This is a genomic window from Corynebacterium tuingiense (assembly GCF_046718165.1).
In the GTDB taxonomy this organism is placed as follows: domain Bacteria; phylum Actinomycetota; class Actinomycetes; order Mycobacteriales; family Mycobacteriaceae; genus Corynebacterium.
On record NZ_CP177101.1, the window covers coordinates 1,401,416 to 1,420,451 of the forward strand.

General features: G+C 54.8%; 17 protein-coding genes, 7 tRNA genes and 1 pseudogene. 8 read left to right on the forward strand and 17 right to left on the reverse strand.

What is annotated here, in order from left to right:
- From ACLI1T_RS06660 to ACLI1T_RS06695, 8 genes are all read right to left on the reverse strand, one after another.
- Complete coding sequence (locus ACLI1T_RS06660; RefSeq protein ID WP_411702248.1) at positions 1-618, reverse strand: copper chaperone PCu(A)C; 618 nt, start codon at positions 616-618, stop codon at positions 1-3.
- Positions 618-1,190, reverse strand: coding sequence for a copper resistance protein CopC (locus tag ACLI1T_RS06665; RefSeq protein ID WP_411702249.1), 573 nt, complete (start codon positions 1,188-1,190; stop codon positions 618-620). Before ACLI1T_RS06665 ends, ACLI1T_RS06660 begins: the two co-directional genes overlap by 1 nt.
- A gap of 223 nt (positions 1,191-1,413) precedes the next feature.
- Positions 1,414-1,489, reverse strand: a tRNA-Gly gene (locus ACLI1T_RS06670).
- 43 nt (positions 1,490-1,532) lie between these two features.
- Positions 1,533-1,604 (reverse strand) — tRNA-Val (locus tag ACLI1T_RS06675).
- Between the two features lie 27 nt (positions 1,605-1,631).
- Positions 1,632-1,702 (reverse strand) — tRNA-Cys (locus ACLI1T_RS06680).
- Positions 1,703-1,732: 30 nt separating this feature from the next.
- Positions 1,733-1,808, reverse strand: a tRNA-Gly gene (locus tag ACLI1T_RS06685).
- Positions 1,809-1,846: 38 nt separating this feature from the next.
- Positions 1,847-1,918, reverse strand: a tRNA-Val gene (locus tag ACLI1T_RS06690).
- A 53-nt stretch (positions 1,919-1,971) separates the two neighbouring features.
- Positions 1,972-2,047 (reverse strand) — tRNA-Gly (locus ACLI1T_RS06695).
- A gap of 257 nt (positions 2,048-2,304) precedes the next feature.
- On the opposite strand from ACLI1T_RS06695, the gene ACLI1T_RS06700 reads away from it, so the two are divergent.
- Positions 2,305-2,379, forward strand: a tRNA-Val gene (locus ACLI1T_RS06700).
- A gap of 86 nt (positions 2,380-2,465) precedes the next feature.
- A pseudogene (locus tag ACLI1T_RS06705) lies at positions 2,466-3,367 on the forward strand (DMT family transporter).
- 1,166 nt (positions 3,368-4,533) lie between these two features.
- On the opposite strand, the gene ACLI1T_RS06710 reads toward ACLI1T_RS06705, so the two are convergent.
- The gene (locus ACLI1T_RS06710) at positions 4,534-5,514 is read right to left on the reverse strand and encodes an asparagine synthase-related protein (protein WP_411702250.1); all 981 of its coding nucleotides are present in this window, start codon (positions 5,512-5,514) and stop codon (positions 4,534-4,536) included.
- A gap of 66 nt (positions 5,515-5,580) precedes the next feature.
- Positions 5,581-6,768: a tetratricopeptide repeat protein gene (locus ACLI1T_RS06715; RefSeq protein WP_411702251.1), complete on the reverse strand. Its 1,188-nt coding sequence runs from the start codon at positions 6,766-6,768 to the stop codon at positions 5,581-5,583.
- Positions 6,769-6,914: 146 nt separating this feature from the next.
- Here ACLI1T_RS06715 and ACLI1T_RS06720 point away from each other — a divergent pair, with 146 nt between their 5' ends.
- Genes ACLI1T_RS06720 through msrB form a run of 3 tightly spaced genes read left to right on the forward strand, consistent with a single transcriptional unit; the run spans position 6,915 to position 9,138 of the window.
- The gene (locus tag ACLI1T_RS06720) at positions 6,915-7,553 is read left to right on the forward strand and encodes a dihydrofolate reductase family protein (protein WP_255342556.1); all 639 of its coding nucleotides are present in this window, start codon (positions 6,915-6,917) and stop codon (positions 7,551-7,553) included.
- Between the two features lie 6 nt (positions 7,554-7,559).
- Complete coding sequence (locus ACLI1T_RS06725; RefSeq protein WP_411702252.1) at positions 7,560-8,711, forward strand: glycosyltransferase family 87 protein; 1,152 nt, start codon at positions 7,560-7,562, stop codon at positions 8,709-8,711.
- Between the two features lie 10 nt (positions 8,712-8,721).
- Positions 8,722-9,138, forward strand: a complete 417-nt coding sequence (gene msrB, locus ACLI1T_RS06730; protein ID WP_023022629.1) for a peptide-methionine (R)-S-oxide reductase MsrB — start codon at positions 8,722-8,724, stop codon at positions 9,136-9,138.
- A gap of 91 nt (positions 9,139-9,229) precedes the next feature.
- Here the strand turns inward: msrB and hemQ are convergent, their stop codons facing one another.
- Positions 9,230-9,931: a hydrogen peroxide-dependent heme synthase gene (gene hemQ / locus ACLI1T_RS06735; RefSeq protein WP_023022631.1), complete on the reverse strand. Its 702-nt coding sequence runs from the start codon at positions 9,929-9,931 to the stop codon at positions 9,230-9,232.
- Between the two features lie 150 nt (positions 9,932-10,081).
- Here hemQ and ACLI1T_RS06740 point away from each other — a divergent pair, with 150 nt between their 5' ends.
- Both ACLI1T_RS06740 and ACLI1T_RS06745 read left to right on the forward strand, forming a co-directional pair.
- Positions 10,082-10,756 (forward strand): DUF3000 domain-containing protein, encoded by a 675-nt coding sequence (locus tag ACLI1T_RS06740; protein ID WP_349863680.1) that lies wholly within the window; start codon positions 10,082-10,084, stop codon positions 10,754-10,756.
- Position 10,757: 1 nt separating this feature from the next.
- Complete coding sequence (locus tag ACLI1T_RS06745; RefSeq protein WP_411702253.1) at positions 10,758-11,978, forward strand: HRDC domain-containing protein; 1,221 nt, start codon at positions 10,758-10,760, stop codon at positions 11,976-11,978.
- On the opposite strand, the gene dxs is transcribed toward ACLI1T_RS06745, so the two are convergent.
- The 5 genes from dxs to dut form a co-directional block, all read right to left on the reverse strand.
- Positions 11,975-13,873 (reverse strand): 1-deoxy-D-xylulose-5-phosphate synthase, encoded by a 1,899-nt coding sequence (gene dxs / locus ACLI1T_RS06750; protein ID WP_411702254.1) that lies wholly within the window; start codon positions 13,871-13,873, stop codon positions 11,975-11,977. The genes ACLI1T_RS06745 and dxs overlap by 4 nt on opposite strands.
- A 106-nt stretch (positions 13,874-13,979) precedes the next feature.
- Positions 13,980-15,236 (reverse strand): class I SAM-dependent RNA methyltransferase, encoded by a 1,257-nt coding sequence (locus tag ACLI1T_RS06755; protein WP_411702255.1) that lies wholly within the window; start codon positions 15,234-15,236, stop codon positions 13,980-13,982.
- Positions 15,229-15,936, reverse strand: a complete 708-nt coding sequence (locus ACLI1T_RS06760) for a DUF3159 domain-containing protein (protein ID WP_349863689.1) — start codon at positions 15,934-15,936, stop codon at positions 15,229-15,231. The genes ACLI1T_RS06755 and ACLI1T_RS06760 overlap by 8 nt, the downstream gene beginning before the upstream one ends.
- Positions 15,937-15,965: 29 nt before the next feature.
- Positions 15,966-16,937, reverse strand: coding sequence for a DUF3710 domain-containing protein (locus ACLI1T_RS06765; protein WP_411702256.1), 972 nt, complete (start codon positions 16,935-16,937; stop codon positions 15,966-15,968).
- Between the two features lie 13 nt (positions 16,938-16,950).
- Positions 16,951-17,424: a dUTP diphosphatase gene (gene dut, locus ACLI1T_RS06770; protein ID WP_349853692.1), complete on the reverse strand. Its 474-nt coding sequence runs from the start codon at positions 17,422-17,424 to the stop codon at positions 16,951-16,953.
- A gap of 103 nt (positions 17,425-17,527) precedes the next feature.
- On the opposite strand from dut, the gene ACLI1T_RS06775 reads away from it, so the two are divergent.
- The gene (locus ACLI1T_RS06775) at positions 17,528-17,998 is read left to right on the forward strand and encodes a DUF3093 domain-containing protein (RefSeq protein WP_023022647.1); all 471 of its coding nucleotides are present in this window, start codon (positions 17,528-17,530) and stop codon (positions 17,996-17,998) included.
- Between the two features lie 702 nt (positions 17,999-18,700).
- Here the strand turns inward: ACLI1T_RS06775 and ACLI1T_RS06780 are convergent.
- Positions 18,701-18,991, reverse strand: coding sequence for a DUF4193 domain-containing protein (locus tag ACLI1T_RS06780; protein WP_023022651.1), 291 nt, complete (start codon positions 18,989-18,991; stop codon positions 18,701-18,703).
- Between the last annotated feature and the right edge of the window lie 45 nt (positions 18,992-19,036).

Below are 19,036 nucleotides of genomic sequence, written 5' to 3' on the forward strand. Positions count from 1 at the left end.
TTAGTGCTTGTGGTTTTCTTTCTCGTCGTCCTTGCCGGAGTGATCGTGGCCGGAGTGATCGTGGTCCATGCCGTCCATGTCGCCATAGTCCTCATCGCCGGCACCCATGGTCCGGGACTGGATGGGACCTAAGTCCATCTCGTCGCCGCCAGACAAGGTCACCTTGAGCTCAAGGGAATCGCCAGGCATGATGCCTTCCTTCATTCCCATCAGCATGAAGTGGTCGCCACCTGGCGCAAGTTCATGGCTCTCGCCGGCCTTGATGACCAAGGGGCTGGACTTTTCGCGCATCTGACCATCGACGGTCTCGTGAATCTGGTTCATCTCTGCGTCCAGGTTCGTGGAGAAACCAGTGATCTCGATGTCTTCATCCGAGTGATTGACCAAGGTGCCGAAGATGGCGGTCATATCCTTGTCTTCGTTCGCGCGTACGACGGCGTCCTCGAAGGTCAGGTCCTTATCCGCCGCCGCGGTGGATTCACTGGTTTCTGCAGTTGAAGAAGCAGCCGAAGTCGACTCTGAGTTATTGGAATCGTTTTCGTTATCCGGGGAGCAACCAGCGAGAACTAGGGCGCTGAGGGATACGCCAGCAATCAGGTGGGAAATTTTATTAGTCATTATTTGTGACCTTTCGAGTCATTTCGACGGGTTTTTGCAATCAACAAAGCGAGCACGGCCGCTATGCCCAGCACACCGCCCACTCCCAGGATGATTTTCACCGAGGTGGGCATATCGCTCGAAGAATCTGCAGCTCCATCTGCATCTGCAGCGTCGGTGGAAGAAGCCCCATCGCTGTCCTCACCTTTCACCGTAAATGAGACTCCACCGCGTGTGGCGTGGCCATCCGAGGAGGTGATGTTGTATCCCACCTGGTAGTTTCCTGGGCCGGGGTCGACATCATCTGGAGTCGTGATCGTGAGATCGCGTTCATCTAGCTCCGGCTCCTGGCTAAAGATCTGTTCGCCAGTGTCCTTATTGGTCACGGCAAAGGTGTTGAACTGGTCCTTTGGGATACCGGAAAACTCCAGGGTGATTTCCGCAGGAAACTCCTCGAGCTGGTCGCCCTCCTTTACGGTTCCGCCCACGACGGAATCGTGCGCCAGTGCTACAGGTGCGGATCCGCCCACGATAAGCGCGGTAGCTCCCACCGCCACTGCCGTGCGGCGCAACCAAGGTACGCGATGGCTCATTTTCAGCTCCTTCAGTTCTGAATTTTGCGTGTGCATGCAAAGACATCCTAATCCCAACGAATGTCTTGGTGACAATCGTGGTCATCAGTACGTCTCTTCAATAGTCGGTAACCGTATCTCCATAGTTCCGCACCGAAGCGAAAAAGTCTGGGATCTCCATCACGTCAGAAGTGTGGGGTGTGCCGGATACAAAAAAGCCGCCTTGGTGACAAGGCGGCTTGGATGGAGCGGATGACGAGACTCGAACTCGCGACCCTCACCTTGGCAAGGTGATGCGCTACCAACTGCGCTACATCCGCAGGTGAATCAAGAGATTCACCAAGGGGCATCAGATGACCCTCGTGCGCGATACTGGGATTGAACCAGTGACCTCTTCCGTGTCAGGGAAGCGCTCTCCCACTGAGCTAATCGCGCCCAATGCCCGAAGGCATTAAAACGTTGAGGTGGAAACGGGAATCGAACCCGTGTGCACGGTTTTGCAGACCGTTGCCTCACCACTCGGCCATTCCACCGTGGCGATACCGCCTCACACAATACAGTGCTGGAGCGGATGACGAGACTCGAACTCGCGACCCTCACCTTGGCAAGGTGATGCGCTACCAACTGCGCTACATCCGCATGCGAAACCAGGCCCGGTTTCTAGGACTAAGTCCTTGTGCGCGATACTGGGATTGAACCAGTGACCTCTTCCGTGTCAGGGAAGCGCTCTCCCACTGAGCTAATCGCGCGCTATTCATTTAGTTCCACTTTCCTGTGTGGTGTAACACCCTCAAGAAAAGCGTGGAGCGGATGACGAGACTCGAACTCGCGACCCTCACCTTGGCAAGGTGATGCGCTACCAACTGCGCTACATCCGCATCGCGCCGCAGTGCTTAATGCTTTGCGGTGCGTGAACAAACATTATCGTGCTCCCTGTCAGTTTCCAAATCCCCAGCCCAGCACCCCTATTGCGCGGCACACATCACCCATTTCTCCGCACTGTGAATTGCAGCGTTGTCATTTACCCTGCACGTACACCTTCCCGGGGATGCAGACGTTTAACCCCACCGGTCACGCCCGCCATCCAGCCAATTAGGAAAATGGAATGCACCGGGTGTAAATTTATCCCCCGCAAGGTCCTATAGCTCAGTGGGAGAGCGTTCCGTTCACACCGGAAAGGTCACTGGTTCAATCCCAGTTAGGACCACCACCGCCCACTTAAGCTTAATTTCCTTCGCTTAGGTGGGCTTTCCCATTCAAGTGGGCTTTTGTCTTATCTGAGTAAAGTGTCCACCCGTGTTGTGGATACTTTTGGGAATTCTTGCTGGACTCGTCTTACCGATACAAACGCTGGTCAATACCCGCCTTCGCGCCTCCACCGGCACCCCGTTTTCCTCCTCGATGATTTCCTTTGCCGTAGGAACGATCACCCTGCTCATCGTGGCTACCGCCGTTACCGGCGGGGACTACGGTATTACGCAGGCTTTTGATGAACCACTCTGGATTTGGTTCGGCGGATTGCTGGGTGTTGTCGCACTGACCGGAAATATTCTTCTCTTTCCGCACCTGGGTGCGGTGCAGACTGTGGTCTTGCCCATTGCCGGGCAAGTCATCATGGGGCTTATTGTTGACCACTTTGGTCTCTTCGAGTCGCCTCAGTCTTCTTTGACGGTTGTGCGCGCTATCGGTGCCATTATCGTGCTTACCGGCGTAGTCGCAGTGGTAGCCACCCCAGCGCAGCAACAAGTAATGAAGATTCCGCGACCGCCCTGTGGCTGTGGCGGCTCGCCGGATTTATTTTTGGCTGTTTTACCGCCAGCCAATCCGCCATCAACGGCCACCTAGGTCAGGTGACGGGATCTCCGGTGAGCGCTGCGCTGGTATCTTTTGCCGTCGGCGTTACCGCCTTGGTCATCGTCAATATTGTGTTGCGCTGGCGCCCGCGCATCGAGCGCCCGGAAGGAAAACCCAACCCGTGGTGGATGTGGATAGGCGGTGTATTGGGCGCGCTTTTCATCTTCGGCAACGCCGCCCTCGTTCCGCAGATTGGTACCGGCCTCACCGTAGTTGCCGGCCTGCTTGGTTCAATGCTGGGCTCGCTCATCATTGACCGCGTAAGCGGCGACCCCATTAAGTCCCGCCAGGTGCTGGGCATTGCCCTCCTTTTGACCGGTGTTGTGATTATTCGGCTGGTTTAGGTCCCCAAGCGCATCGTGAGCAGTACCGCCCGGAAGCCATCGGAAATTTGCAAATCTGACTTCTACAAAGCCGGGCTGCGAATGTATAAGTTCACTCATCCATCCCGTTAAAAGAGCATCGACGTGCGCTAAACCGCCTGTCGAAGCCCGCCCGCCCTCTTTCGTTGTTAACTGTATCGCTTAAAAGAGCTCAAAATTCGAGACTATGCCCCAATACTGACCCAGGTTGTGATTGTCTATGCTCCATCTCCTTCTCTATAAATGAGCCGTGACATACACGAAACTGCAAACAGGGCCCTCATCCACAACTTACATAGGAGGACTGAAAAACAATTGCGCTCCAGCGTGTTGTATGTCCGAGCACGGGCAATGAACGAAGACCCATGCTCCTCCAGTTCACAAGGAAAGAAGGCATTTGATGAGGCGCGTGGAGGTTGCCGCCCCATATAACGAGATGAGGAAGAGTTGCCAAACTAAATCGGTTAAACCCAGCTTACAGCTCAAATCTATTGGATTGAATATTTTTAATACGCCGCTCAGAAGGCAATTCTGATTAAACCTAACCTATACATTGCTCATGCCTGCGAGTTAGAGCGGAGAGACTTCGCCAAGGCGCGTTTCTCTGCAAATTTCAAACTTTTATTCCCTCACCCCCCCAGCCGATCCCCCTATTGTCTTCCAGTTTTGCATCGACTCAAAAACTTTATACAAATAAAAAGCTGCTTGCCTATAGGAAATTCGTACCCTCCGCACCAAGACCAGAACCAAACTCGTTCAACCAAACCCCATAACTAGCAGAGGCAACTCAAACATTAAAGCATCGAGGTTTTGCCACATTTATTTTAGGACCGTCAGATTCCATGAGGGATTAAAGTCCTTCCACCGATGAGCTCCGAATTCAATTACGAGTTGCTACTTGCGGTGGCCAAAGTCACTAGCCTAAATAAAATCGAGTGGACCAAAAGGCCACAAATGGACACGTTTAGATTTTGCAGACTAAAACAACACTTATTGAATTCGTAATAATACCGTGCCAAGCTATTTCGTCGAAGTAATTCGACTACTTCGTACCGATAGCATCGCCAATGGAAAACCGCTAGAAAGTATGAACTAACTCAATGGATTAGGGCACTATTTTGTTATATAAGAAACCGTTTGTAATACACTCAAAAGCGCTGGTGTTCATTAATCAAGCGGTCCAAATAAAGACGGCCCACTATCAGCGAGAGATCCTCAACTAAAGGATCTGAGTAGGTACGATCTTTAAATTCCTCGGCTAGTTCGCGCCTCGCCAAATCTTCGAGTGCTCGAAAAAAGCCCGAAGAAGCCTGCATCGGGCTCTTGGGATTATCAACCAGCCCACGAGGAACACCGGCATTGACTGCCGCTTCGCGCAGCAAGATTTTATCCTTATCCCAGCTAGGACCTTTAACAACTGATGGATGGAGACGGCTAGCCAACTCAACAGCAGTCTTGGTTTGCCAAACTTTAAAATGGGCTTGTCCCGGAGACAAAATGCGTTGGTAAAAATCCGGTATGAAACGCCCTTTCGTGAACTTCGACCGAATGGATTCCGAGACCATTTTCTGCCACTTATATAATGAGTGCTCTTCTTTTGTCAGATACTGCAAATCTCTGCCGCCTAGCAAAAGAGTGTCTGCACCGGCGGAACTCACTATTGGCGCCCCTAGCATACTCCGATCTACCTCTTCGGCGATAGCATGAAGGACTAAGCCGGCTCCAATCTCCCACGGTTCTGTAGTTTCAAGCTTCTCAATGACTTCTAAAAGTAACCCGTGGATTTGGTGTAATTCTGGTGAAATAGTTTGATGCTCGACTCCGAAGTGCTCGCAAACCGCCCTTGCTACACTCAGTTCAGCGGTAGATTGTTCAGATCCAGCCCAATGCCAAGTAAATGCTTTTAAATGAATTCCAGAAGACGCACCGATAGCGACACTAAGTATCGAATCGATACCTCCTGAGAGCATCATGGCAAGGGGCCGATCTGATACGGTCGATATTTCCTTCAATCTAGTTTCAACATAATTTGATACTTGATCAACCGCGGCATCCAACCGATCTATTTCGAAAGAAAATTTAGGAATTCCGCCATCCAGGTCGGAAACGTAGTCCTCCGTGCTAACCATTAACAATTCCTTTCTTTAAGAATAAAGTATTGACTTATAAATACTACATCCGCTTCAATTCCAATTTTACAGATTATAAATATGGCACTTTATGGAATCTAATTCTTGACGTATACCGTCCACTTTCAAAGAATTAGATTGCTCAATCTCATCGACCACCTCGCTGCGCCAGGCATCACGCTTTGCCTTCCACTTCCTAGCGCTAATATCTTGACGTCTCTCTATCCACCACCTATCACTTTCAGGTCTTAGAATGAAATGCAATAAGAGTACGAACATTATCAAAACTACTCCGCCAGCGAATATAATCGATAGCCGCTGACCTACTGAAAGGTCCCCTAAAGAGGCAAGTGAAACAGAGGTTGCAAACAGACCAACAATAGCGAAGAATAATGCCAAAATCTCAACTATCCTAAACAGCATTGAGTACTGTTCGTTGCGAATTTTTTCACTATACTCAAGTATCTGGTCGTCTAGGGACTCTTGATGTTTCTTAAGCAACACCCACATTTGCCCCTCTTGAGTAGTGACTATCCGTTGGCGTGTAAAATCTTCATGGATTTTTGTATCTCTCGAATCATTTAATTCGATTCCTCTGTCCAAAATTCGCACTGCCCGTTTGTATTCATGTTTTCGCCGTAAACCCTCCGCTAATCTCAAATGAGCAACTATATCACGCGGATTATCGTCCAGAACTTGATTACTTACTAGGACCATGGTTTCCGAATACTCTCCTTCTGGAGATAACCACATTCCATGCAGAAGTAGATGTTGAATTTTCGGGGCCCGCCGAACCTTTAAAAAATCGTGAATTTCTTTTTCCGGTATCCGATCGTGCGGACTTGCCATAGCTGAGAACATATTAAATGCAGTGAACTCACCGAAAAATTCATCTTGTTTATTCAGCATGGAGCAGACTCCACGAACACCCGTATAATTAAAATCGAAACGCTCAGCTTGAAGGAGCATTATGGCAATTGCCCACCTTTTCTTCGCGTTTCTGGTATTGGTAAGATCCATCGGTGAAATGAGATTTTGGACCGGTACGTGGTTCTGTCTAGCAGTCCATACTAAATCAGATATGTTTACAAAGTCATCATAGTTAACATGCTCATCGACTGCCATCTGGTCTGCGAGCGTCTCTGCCCAGTTATCCCCATAATCCTGGATGTATTGTTCGCGAAAATTTGATCGACTATCTCCTTCTCTTGGCATGTTTTTAACGTGCAGTTTAATCTTTTTCTCCTTGAACATTGTCTTCGATTCTATTATCTTGAGTAATTTTCGTCCTCTTGCCAACAAAATATGTGCCTAAGTGTAGCCTTATACCCATGCCTTTGCGAGAAATCTCATCACTACTGGGCCCTGAGCCGACTGGCGAGGTAGTCCTCCGAGCAATTATGGCGAGTACGCTAAGTGGCTCCGCGACTATAAATAATCGTTCTAAAGAGATGGGAAACAAGACTGACGGTCAGCTTTTAACTGCGTTAAGAGACTGGGCTGATGCTGTATTGGTCGGAGGTAATACCGTGCGTTCCGAAAATTACTTCGGAGTACGGAAGTCGCTTAAAGATGATCGTCCCGCTCCAATGGTAGTCCCTTCCCGAAGCTTGAAATACGACGTTACTACTCAGTTCTTCACAAATTTCTACACAGCACCCATCTTCCTCGTTCCGGATATCCATTATTTCCAGTTGCGAAATTCGGGCGTTGTGCAGCAGATCATAGCCACTGGCGCAGAAGTAATCGATGCGGGCGAAGGCACCATGCAGGACTATCTCCGCGTATTGCGGCAGCGTGGATTCCAGCGCATCCTCTGCGAAGGCGGTCCAGGAATGATCGGCCAGCTGGTGCATATCGATGCCATTGATCAGATGTATTTAACCCTGGATCCCCACCTTTCCACCGGCGTAGAAAAGCCCGTGGCTACCTTTCATGGCACGCACTCCCACCGCCGAATGCAGCTAGACAATGTTGCCGCCGATACAGATAGCACGGTGTTTCTGCGGTACTCGCGCACAGTTGAGTCCGTAGACTAAAAGGTCGTGACTGCTCGAATAAACGCCGCCGCATGGCCTATTGCCGTTCTCCTCGTCATTCAGCGCGTCTTCATCGTGGCGCGCAATGGGACGTTGACTGATGATTTCACTACGGTCTATAGCGCGCTAAGGCGCATGGTCGATGGCATTCCGGTGTATAAACAGGCTTATAACCATGTGGACCCGCTATATCTCTACACCCCAGGTGCAACGCTATTCTTATCGCCTTTAGCGTGGCTCGATTTCAACCTCGCGCGCGGCCTTTTCATCGTAGTCAACGCCCTTGGCATTATTGCGGCACTGGCGCTTTTGACCCACGTGGTGGGAAGAAAGCTCAGCTCGCCGGTGTTTCCAGTCTCAATCGCTTTAGCCTTCGCCACTGAATCTGTCACCAATACTTTGGCGTTTACCAATATCAACGGTGTGCTCTTATTCTGCATGGCGCTTTTCCTGTGGGCTTTCTTAGAGGCTGAGCGCACCCCGCAGCTCGCGTGGGTTTCCGGCATAGCCATCGGGCTAGCCATTTTGATTAAGCCCCAATTCGCACCCCTCCTTTTCTTGCCCTTGGTCAAGCTGCAGTGGCGCAACCTCCTCGCGGGGCTCGGGATTCCGGTGGTACTCAATGTCCTCGCGTGGCCACTCGTGCCGGGTGCTAGCGGTTACCTGGATAAGCTGGTGCCCTATCTTTCCACGACCCGCGATTATGCCAACTCCTCCTGGGCGGGATTGCGCGCCTATGTGGAATTCGGCCCCGTCCTCTACTGGGTGGTGTGGGTAGTCTTCGCCGCCTTGGTCGGGTGCGCGGTGCTTGGACTGTTGCGGTGGCGACAATCCGAACCGGTATTTTGGGCGCTGACAACGAGTGGCACGATTATGGTCGGGATTTTCTTCTTGTCCTCGCTAGGACAGCAATATTATTCAATGTGGTTATTCCCGCTAATATTCACCGTGCTCCTGCCGCGCTCGGTCTTTCACTCGGTGGGCGCATGGGTGGCTGCGTTCCTATTCTTGGCCCCGGTGACATGGACGTCGCACGCGCATCCCGATGCCGGGCGGTGGATGAACACCTTCTCAGGGACCGTGGGCTGGAGCCTGCTCATCGTCATCATCTTCGCCTGCGTTGCAGGGTGGTGGCGTGCCACGCAAATAAAGGATTAAACTTAAAGTCATGACTGATTTTAAGCTCATTGCTGATGCCGATTGGCAAAAGCGCCTTAGCCCCGAAGAATATTACGTATTGCGCGAAGCAGGCACGGAGCCGCCGCACGTGGGCGAATACACAGATACCACCACAGAGGGTGTCTACTCCTGCAAGGCCTGCGGCGAGGAGCTATTCCGTTCCACCGAGAAGTTTGCTTCCCACTGTGGTTGGCCTTCCTTCTTCTCCCCGCTAGCCGGTGACAAGATTATCGAGCGGGAAGATAATTCCCTGGGCATGCGCCGCGTCGAGGTACTATGCGCCAACTGCGAGTCCCACTTGGGTCACGTTTTCGAAGGCGAAGGCTACGATACCCCGACTGACCTGCGCTACTGCATTAACTCTATTTCCTTGAACCTGGAAGAAAAGCCCATCGAGGAAAACTAGGATTTCACTACCACGCGCAGTGAGATCAAACTACAGCGCTGGGAGCTCCCTCCAATAAAGGGCGCTCCCAGCGCTGTTTTTGTTTCAATCCTCAGGGCAGAACCTGGATGAGTTCTGCGATGTCCTTCACGCGGCGTCCGGTGTGGAATGGAATTTCCTCGCGAACGTGATGGCGGGCTTCGGTATAGCGCATTTTATACATCAGGTCCACAATGCGGTGTAGCTCGTCGGCCTCAAAGGCAAGAACCCACTCATAATCCCCAAGCGCGAATGCCGGCACCGTATTGGCGCGCACGTCGGGGTAGTCGCGTGCCTGCATGCCGTGCTCCATCAAAATGCGGCGACGCTTTTCTTCTTCCATCGTGTACCAGTCATACGAACGCACGAATGGGTAGACGGAAATCCACTCCTTGGGCTCTTCCCCCATGATGAAGGAAGGCAGGTGGGATTTATTGAACTCGGCCGGCCGATGCAGGGAATTTCCAATCCACGTTACTTCGCTAACCTGGCCCAAGGTTGTCTCCCGGCGGAAATCGCCGAAGGCTTTCTGGATATCGGAAAATTCCTCGGCGTGCCACCAGATCATGAAGTCCGCAGAATCACGCATCGCGGTCAGATCGTAGACGCCGCGGACAGTGACCTTATTGTCCTTTTCTAGCTCCGCAAAGAATTCTTGGGCTTGGGAGATGATCTCTTCGCGCTCGCTGCCCAGCCCGCCTGGAATCACCTTGAAAACGGCGTGTTGGGAGTATTGCTGTACCTCGTTGAGTTCCTTGAAATCGAGCTTCGCCATTGCCTTCTCCTTTGCAGAAGCTTATTCGAATATTCGGACATATCCATCATAAGTTGGAGTTACACCGATTGTCATCCCTCTCCCCTGTGTGCCTCCCACTATCGGCGCGCCTCCGCCAGCTCAAGGTAGCGAAACTATAGCTTTATCAAGGTGAGTAATTCCGAATCGACCACGCCCAGCGCCGGTAAAAATGCCGGAGCCAACTCAGGAGATGGCGCAGCCTTTACCTCCCTACGCCGCAACGACGAGGCACAGGAGCCAACGACACCGCCGGCGTTTACTCAGGCGGTAGAGTCCATGCACGCGGCCACTCTTCGCCCAGAGATTAGCCTCGGGTCCATTCGCCCGCCGCAGCGATTAGCGCCCTTTAGCCACGCCATTGGCCTTGAGGTGGGCACGGAAGAGGAGCCGGATATTATCGCCACCGATTCAGATGGCGATGCCTTCGGGCGCCTCATCCTCCTCCATGACCCAGGCGCGGAAGAGGCCTGGGAGGGCGCGATGCGCCTAGTGGCGTATATCCAGGCCGATATGGATGATTCGGTTGCAGGAGATCCGCTGCTGCCGGACGTCGCCTGGCAGTGGCTCAATGAAGGCTTAGAAAAAGAGGGTGCAGAGCTTACCAACCTCGGCGGCACCGTCACCTCCACCGCCTCGGTCCGCTTCGGAGAGATCGGCGGTCCCCCGCGCGCTTATCAGATTGAAATGCGCGCATCGTGGACAGCGGAGGGACTAGATTTAGCACCGCACGTGCAGGCCTTTGCACAAGTATTAGCCAACGTCGCGGGCCTGCCGCCTGAAGGCGTTACTGAACTCGGCCGCTAAGATGGTGGAATTTCGGGAGCGTCCGAAAGAGGGTATTCCGAAGGTCTTATCCACCCCGGCGGAATTTGCCGCTGCCGCCGCGCGGTTGCAGGCAGGCACCGAGGCCTTTGCCATCGATACCGAGCGCGCCTCAGGCTACCGGTATGATGACCGCGCCTTTCTCATCCAGATCCGCCGGCGCGGCGCTGGGACGATGCTTTTTGCCCCAGAAGGCCACCGTGCGGAACTGACCCAGGCGCTGGCTCCGGTGCTCAATGGGCAGCATTGGATCATTCACGCCGCCCCCTCGGATCTCCCCTCTCTTGGGTGGTTGGGGCTTTTTCCCGGCACCGTTTTCGATACGGAATTGGCCGCCCGGTTTGCCGGCTTTCACCGCACCAATTTGGGCGCCATTATCGCGGAGCTTTTCGATGTCCAGCTGGAAAAGGGCCACGGCGACGATGACTGGTCCATCCCGCGGTTGAGTGAAGAAATGCGCGCTTATGCCGCGCTCGATGTCGAGCTCCTGCTGGAACTAGCTACGACGCTGCGCGATATCTTGGCCGAACAAGAAAAGCTGGAGTGGATGGTGGAGGAATGCGCGGCGATCGTCGCCAAGCATGCACATGACACCGCCCCACAGCCGGGCTCGTGGCGCGATATCAAGGGAGTTTCGAGCTTAAAGAATGGGAAGCAGCGCGCCGCGGCGCGGTCTTTGTGGAACCTGCGCGATGATATTAGCCGGCGAACCGATACCGCGCCCGGGCGGGTGCTTCCCAATAAGGTGCTGGTAGAGATTGCCCGGGTTTTGCCCAGCACGCAGCCCCAGCTCACCCGCATCAAGGGGTTTCCGCGCCGGCGCAAGGGCGCCGCGCAGCGCTGGTTGCGGGCGGTGCAGCAGTCCCAGAAAATTCCACCGCGGGGGCGCCCGGGTCCGCTCCGTGAGGAAAGAACCGTCCCTTCCAAGTCGGTCTGGTCCAGGGAGTATCCAGAACTGTGGGAGGAATATCAGCAAATCCGCGCCGCCGTTGGGGATATCGCCGAAGAGCTCGGGCTACCATCGGAGCTGCTGTTGCGACCCGCTACCCTCCGCGCCGCCGTGTGGGCGGCCATTGGTGGGAGCGGAACCATCAGCCAACCGGACGACGTACCAGCTTTCCTAGAGCGCGAAGGCGCACGATCGTGGCAGGTGAACCTTGTTGCCCCGGTATTGATCGAGAGCCTATTTTCCCAGCCAGATTAAGCGGTGAGGTTTTCTACCCACTCTGTAATCGACGCAGAAATGAGCTCTGGGCTTAGGCCGAACTCTTCCAAAACCTCGCCGCGGGAGCCGTGCTTGGGGAAATACCCAGGAACGCCGAGGCGCCGCACGGGGGTATCCACCTCGGCCGCGCCGAGAGCCTCAGCAATCATGGACCCAATGCCGCCGCGAATGAGTCCATCTTCTACCGTCACCACCAGATCGTGATCTGCCGCCATTGCGATAACGGAACTAGCCACCGGCGCGACCCACCGCGGGTCAATAACCGTGACGTTAAGCCCCTGCTTCTCCAGCTTTTGCGCCGCCTTGATACTGCGCGCGGACATCGCACCGATAGAAACGATGAGGACCTCGGGGGTATCTTCGCCCGCGTCGGCCTCGCCGTAGTAGAGGATATCGACGCCATCGGCAAGCGTATCCACGGCTTCCATATCGGGCAGCAAGTTTCCCTTGGGGAACCGAACAACCGAGGGCCCAGAATCAATGTCCAGCGACTCGTGGAAGAGCTCGCGCAGACGCGCACCATCGCGCGGGGCGGCGATGTGCATACCTGGGACGATGCTCATTAAGGACATATCCCAAATGCCGTTGTGGGAGGCGCCATCAGAGCCCGTCACACCGGCGCGGTCGAGCACGATGGTCACCGGCAGCTTGAGCAAGGCGATATCCATGATCACCTGATCCACGGCCCGGTTGAGGAACGTGGAATACACAGCCACCACGGGGTGCATCCCGCCCAAAGCCAAACCGGAGGCAGAGGCCATCGCATGCTGCTCGGCGATGCCCACGTCAAAGAACCGATCCGGGAAGCGTTCCTGGAAGGGAGCCAGCCCCGTAGGACCCGCCATGGCTGCGGTGATTGCAACGATGTCATCGCGCTTTTCCGCCGCCGCGATCAATTCTTCAGAAAATGCGGCCGTCCACCCCGGCTGCTTGGTGCCCTTGGCAACGCCAGTTACCGGATCGATAGCGCCCGTAGAGTGCATCTGGTCCTTCGGCTCATTGACCGCCGGGGCAAACCCGTGGCCTTTTTCCGTGACCACGTGCACGATAATGGGGCCCTCATAATCGCGGGCATAGGAAAGCGCGTGCACCAAACCATCGATGTCATGGCCGTAAATGGGGCCAATATATTTAATCCCCAGCTCAGGGAAAATCTCCGTGGGCAAGACGGTGGACTTGACGCCTTCCTTCATCGCGTGGAGCGCATCAAAGGCGCGCTCGCCTACCCACCCCATGGATTTCAGGCGGCGCTTGCCCTGCTCCATGAGCTCGTCGTAGCCATGCTGGGAACGAATGCGCCCCAGGTTTTCAGAAATTCCGCCAATGGTGGGCGAATAGCTGCGCCCGTTGTCATTGACCACGATGACCGCGTTGCGTTTTTTATCTTCAGAGATATTATTGAGCGCTTCCCAGCACATGCCGCCGGTGAGGGCACCGTCGCCGACAATTCCGACGACATTGCGGTGGCCTTCCCCGCGAATCTTAAACGCCTTGGACAGTCCATCCACCGTCGATAGCGAGGCGGAAGCATGCGAGGATTCCGTCCAGTCATGCTCGGACTCGCTGCGGTCTGTATAACCGGAAAGGCCTCCCTTCTGGCGCAGGGTGTCGAATTGGGCCGTGCGCCCAGTGAGCATTTTGTGCACATAGGACTGGTGAGAGGTATCAAAGATAATGGGCTCGCGCGGGGAATCAAAGACTCGGTGCAGCGCAATGGTCAATTCCACCACGCCCAAATTGGGCCCCAAGTGCCCACCCGTCACCGATACCCTATCGATGAGGCGCTGGCGAATATCCGCCGCAAGTTCCTCCAACTTTTCTGCAGGCAGTGCCTTCAGGTCTTGCGGCGAGTTTATGGTATCCAAGATAGTCATGGAGCGGCCTTCAACTCCTTCTGTGCTTAGTTCTTCCTATCCACCGTACCCGTGGTCCGTATTTTCTTTTATATCGGCTCATTACTTCAGGCGAGATATTTTCGCGTTAAACGGCACTCTGCGCCGGCTTATCCGCCGCCTTATCTGGGGCAATAAGAGCGATAACCTCAAAGTGATGGATGCCAGGAAAGGCATTAATTAGCGCCATTTTCTCAGGCTTGTACCCAGCGGTGTGCCACAGGGATAGATCGCGGGCAAAGGTGGCAGGATCGCATCCCACATGAACCACGGCCTGCGGCTGTGCCTCCGCCACGGCGCGGATAACCTGCTCGCCCGCCCCAGTTCGCGGCGGATCGAGCACCACGGCACCTGGTTGGGGCAATTGCGCAGCAACCTGTTCTACCTTCGCGGATTTGACTGCAATATCGATATCGCGCAACCCCGGCTGCGTAGACGCCGTTGCCGCGGGCGAATAGTCCACGGAAATGACTTTTCCACCGGTGGCATCAGACAACGCGGGCGCGAATAGTCCGACGCCGCCGTACAAATCCCAGGCAATCTTCTGCTGGTAATTCCGGCCGGCCAGCCACTGCCCTGCCACAGCGCTATAAATCTCCGGCGCCGCCACATGCGCTTGCCAAAAGGCCGTGGCGGGGAAGGAAAACTCGCGGCCATTGACGTATTCGACCACCGTGCCAGAGCCCTCGATAACCTCACGAATGGTCTCCACGCGCCTACCCCGCGGGGCCTTGCGCGTTTCCATCACATGCCGGTTACCAGCGCCATCGAGAACCGCGACGATTTCGGCCCCCGGGGTAAAACGCCGCGCGCCGTCGCCTACCAAACCATCAATCAAGCCATCTGCTAATTGGGTACAACCGACGGAAGTCACCAGCTCATTCGAGCGGTACTTCCGCAATCCGGCGCGGCCTTGCTTGTCGACGCCCAACCGGACCCTCGTCCGCCAGCCCCGTACCGGCGGCAGGTCGTGTTGTTCAATAGCGAGGGACTCGAGCCCTTCTATGCTGCTGCGGCGCAGCTGTTCGCGGAGAACGTCCATCTTGATGGCGGGTTCCGCTGCGGGATCCAACTCGGCAAAATCGCAGCACCCGGCGCCTAGCTCTGCGGCGGGACAGCTACTGGGTACGCGCAGCTCACCCGCAGTAACTATGCTGTCGAGCTCGCCCTTGATAAAGGACTTTTTCACCTTACCCAGTGTTGCGCGAACCGTGTCCCCCGGAAAAGCCCGAGGAACAAAGACGACGCGCCCATCCGGGGCGTGGCCGATGCCAAGTCCACCATGGGCCATGCGGTCGATGGTGACTTCCAGGGTGTCTCCGCGAGATAGTGCGGACTCATTCATTTTCTGCCTCGAACTCTTGTGTACTGCGATCTGAACTTGTGACAAGCCCGGCATTTTCTGCCGCTTCTACTGCGGCATCTGCGCGGCGCACCATCCACACGGTTAATGCCGTCACCAACAGCGTCAAGGGCCAGCCCATGACGATCCTGGTAATGCCCAAGGCGGTCGTCTCCCCAGCATCATAAATCGCCCGCTGGATGATAAACCGCGCCAAGAAAATAACGGCCCACCCAGCGGTGGCGATGGAATACGCCCTGCGCGCAAGCTTTACCTTTTGCCAGGCCATATCATCGCCGTTCAAGCCCTTCCAGATAACGCCAACGGCCGGCCACCGGAAGAGAATAGACAGCGCCGCGGCGATAAACAGGGCCAGTGACATCCAAATGCCGTATAAGAAGTAACCTTTGGCATCGCCGGTAAACCAAGCGATGGCGGCGCAAATGGCCACCCCGATAAGGCCAGAGATGGCCGGCTGGATGGTCTGTTTGCGAACGATGCGCCAGATGGCGATCACTACCGCCACACCCAGCGCGGAGATGAGCGCCGGGGTTAGGCCGTAAAGGCTATTAACTGGAATAAGGACGACGATGGGCAAGGTGGCCGCAACCAGGCCGGGAAGGCCTCCCATTTGTTCCAACAGAGTTGGCTCATTATCGCTGTCCTGGTCGTCGCCTAGCTGAGGAGCCTGCGGCTCCGGCAAAGAGTTACTCACGTAGCGTTCTGCTTTACTTACTTATCGGAATCGGGGTTAAACCCCTTGTCTTTGTCATGTGTAGGAGATTCATTCTCCCCCTTGCGTGGCTGCGCGCCCAAATCGCGCAGCTGCTTTTCGGCTTCCGCCTCGGCTGCGGGATCGGGGCCGCCTACCCCGTTTTCCGGGTGCCCTTGGGCCGCCTGCCCCTGGGAATTTGCGCCTGCTTGTTCCTGCTGGCGCTTTTCCATTGCTTGTTTGACCTGCTCCACCAGCTGCTTGGGCATGATGACCGGCAGTGCGTTGCCCGCCAAAATGGGATCCTCACCGCGGTAGACAAAGGTGCGCGATGCTACATCGCGCGCGATCTGCGCCAAATCCTCTTCAAGGCCGGTAGGTGCCGCAAGAGTCAAGCGCAGCATCCACCGCGGGCCTTCGGCGCCAATGACGCGGAGCTGACCGTTGTCATTCTTACCGACGATTTCCAGCCCCCAAGGGCCTTGCTCCGTGGTGACGGATAGCCCATCGCGGCTCATGCCTTCCTTGATTTCTTCCACGGATTCAGCCCACTGGCCAGGCTTGCGCGGCGCTGCAAAGGCAACGGGAGTAATACGGCCCGCCTTGGTGACAATGTGCAGCATCTTTGGGCCTTGTTCGCCCATTTCTACCTGGACCTGGGAGTCCTTGGGCAGCGGGATGCGCATCGAGCCAAGGTCAAGGATGCCGATAGAAGAATCAGAAAAGTCAAAGTCTTCGATATTGACGGAATCGCCATCGAAGGGGCCGGTTTCGCCATTTACGGCGTCGTGGGCAAACTCCGTTGGCACCTGTCCCGAGGCTGCGGCGGCATCGGCAGCCGTATCTTTTACGGATGCAAAGGAACTCGATTCAGCCGAAGCCGATCCTGCGGAATCAGCGGCAGGCTCTTGTGGCTGCGATTGTTGAGGGTTTTCCGGCTCTTCTTTCCGGCCGTCATCGTTTTTCTTTTTGCCAAATGGCCAAATGCCCATTTTGTAATCCTTCCTATACGCCGGTTGATCCGTAGCCGCCGGTACCGCGGACGGTCTCATCCAAGTCTTCTACTTCGCTAAAATCCATTAGTTCTACGCGCTGTACCACGAGTTGAGCGATGCGCATGCCGCGCTCGATCTCGATCGGGGTGTGGGGATCGTGGTTAATCAGGCACACCTTGATCTCCCCGCGGTAGTCAGCATCCACGGTACCCGGCGTATTGACAATGGACAGCCCATGTTTAGCTGCCAGTCCGGATCGCGGGTGAATTAATCCCACGGTGCCCAGCGGCAAGGCCATGGCAATACCGGTGCCGACGAGGGCGCGTTCGCCAGGTTGGAGGGTAAGCGCCTCGGCAGCGTAAAGATCGGCGCCGGCGTCACCCCGATGCGCCCGAAATGGCATCGGCAGATCTTTATCGAGGCGCTTAATTTTGACGTCTCCTACTGGCGTTTGTTCCTGCGGTAGCGAATTCGAATCAGTCACTTAGCCAATCCTACCTGCCCCAGTCGGTTCATTCTGCGCCTGGAGTGGACTAGAATGCCTAGGCGTGTCTGATATTTCTGCTCCTCAACCCGCTGCCCCGAAAGTGTTGTATCGCGAACGCCAGTGGGTGCCGTGGTACTTCTGGATTTTTGCAGCAATCGTTGTGGCTTTAACCTCAGCCACGGCCGGACTTAACCGCTCTGTGTGGTGGACCATCATTCCCGCAGTCCTGCTCGGCGCCATCGCTATCTGGGTCCTCATCACGTGGTCTGGGACCGTTGTGCAGGTAGAACAAGATGAAGATGGAACGCGGTGGCTGCTCGTCAAGGATGCACAGTTGCCCAATGAGGTTGTCTCTCGTTCGATTACCGTTCCAAAGTCTGCGCGCCATAACGCACTGGGCCCGCAATTCGATCCGGCTGCATTCTTGGTCTCTCATGCGTGGATTGACGAGCACGCCATGATGGTCCTCAATGATCCGGAGGATGACACCCCATATTGGCTCATTGCCTCGAAAGATCCAGACCAACTGCTCCGCGCCTTCCTGCCGGAGCAGCACGCAAAAGGTTCGTAGATTCTAGGGAATCGCTGCTTTTTAGAAGGCGTCACCTGTGAGAGTGCCGTTGGTGTTTTCGTTGCTACTGCATCCCCCGAGCAAGCCCGAAAGATAGAATTAAAAAAGAATTTCGGTCGCACCTTACGCGGGTTCTTGTACTGTCTGTGAACAGTTGGACTAGGAGGAGATCTCAATGGGTTTCGGAGGAGCTCTACGCAGAACTCAGAAAGATGGGAAACCCTGGATACCTCCGTGGTGGTTTTCCTTTGTGCTACTGCCACTAATGGTCATCGCTGAATTCTATGTCAGTCAAGTAACTGGTTGGCGTGGAGTGTCCTCATCAAGCGTAGAGGGGGTGGCCTGGAGCGAAGTAAGCTCTGACGGCATCTTCCTTCACGTAGTGGGGTACATGGCTTTTTACTTCGTTCTAGTCTTGCCCATCTTCCTGGGTCGTAGATACCTATGGGAGAAACGGCAGAAGCAAGGCAGCGTACCGGATGGAAAGAGCAAAGGCGAGCAGCCCTAGATAGAACCGGATGACTGAGAGGATTTACCGCCCTCAGAAAGTAGAGGCCCCAGGGAGTTAGGTCCCACGCACATTGGGTGTCTGCTAGACAAGGAAACTTCAAACCCCGCCGCGTTTACCATTGCAAACTGCGGCGGGGTGAATCTTTATTTGGATTGTGCGCAATATCGACTAGCTAGGCCAATACCGGCTGCTTAGGCACAATCCTTACAGATGGGCATGCCATCTTCTTCGTGCGAATAACGCTTATTGGACTGGACCAAAAAGCAGGATCCGCAGGTAAATTCGTCTTCTTGACGGGGAACGACCTGTACGTTGAGTTCCTCGCCGGTCAGGTCAACTGATGGCGGTTGGAATGCTTCGACGATTTCGCCATCGTCATCCATGCCGTTGCTTTCGGGCTCAGCTGCTTTCAGTCCCTCTAAAGAGTCAGTTTCAAGTTCTTCTTCTGCGCCGCGGCGCGGTGCGTCATAATCGGTGGCCATAATACACGCCCCTATTAGTCGAGTTGCTTTAGGAATAGTTGTTTA

Excerpts from the sequence above, each read along its gene's own strand:
- msrB (WP_023022629.1), top strand. The coding sequence starts at position 8,722 with ATGACTGATTTTAAGCTCATTGCTGATGCCGATTGGCAAAAGCGCCTT.
- hemQ (WP_023022631.1), bottom strand. The coding sequence starts at position 9,931 with ATGGCGAAGCTCGATTTCAAGGAACTCAACGAGGTACAGCAATACTCC.
- dxs (WP_411702254.1), bottom strand. The coding sequence starts at position 13,873 with ATGACTATCTTGGATACCATAAACTCGCCGCAAGACCTGAAGGCACTG.
- ACLI1T_RS06710 (WP_411702250.1), bottom strand. The coding sequence starts at position 5,514 with ATGGTTAGCACGGAGGACTACGTTTCCGACCTGGATGGCGGAATTCCT.
- ACLI1T_RS06660 (WP_411702248.1), bottom strand. The coding sequence starts at position 618 with ATGACTAATAAAATTTCCCACCTGATTGCTGGCGTATCCCTCAGCGCC.
- ACLI1T_RS06665 (WP_411702249.1), bottom strand. The coding sequence starts at position 1,190 with ATGAGCCATCGCGTACCTTGGTTGCGCCGCACGGCAGTGGCGGTGGGA.
- ACLI1T_RS06780 (WP_023022651.1), bottom strand. The coding sequence starts at position 18,991 with ATGGCCACCGATTATGACGCACCGCGCCGCGGCGCAGAAGAAGAACTT.
- ACLI1T_RS06720 (WP_255342556.1), top strand. The coding sequence starts at position 6,915 with ATGGCGAGTACGCTAAGTGGCTCCGCGACTATAAATAATCGTTCTAAA.
- ACLI1T_RS06765 (WP_411702256.1), bottom strand. The coding sequence starts at position 16,937 with ATGGGCATTTGGCCATTTGGCAAAAAGAAAAACGATGACGGCCGGAAA.
- ACLI1T_RS06715 (WP_411702251.1), bottom strand. The coding sequence starts at position 6,768 with ATGTTCAAGGAGAAAAAGATTAAACTGCACGTTAAAAACATGCCAAGA.
- ACLI1T_RS06755 (WP_411702255.1), bottom strand. The coding sequence starts at position 15,236 with ATGAATGAGTCCGCACTATCTCGCGGAGACACCCTGGAAGTCACCATC.
- ACLI1T_RS06745 (WP_411702253.1), top strand. The coding sequence starts at position 10,758 with ATGGTGGAATTTCGGGAGCGTCCGAAAGAGGGTATTCCGAAGGTCTTA.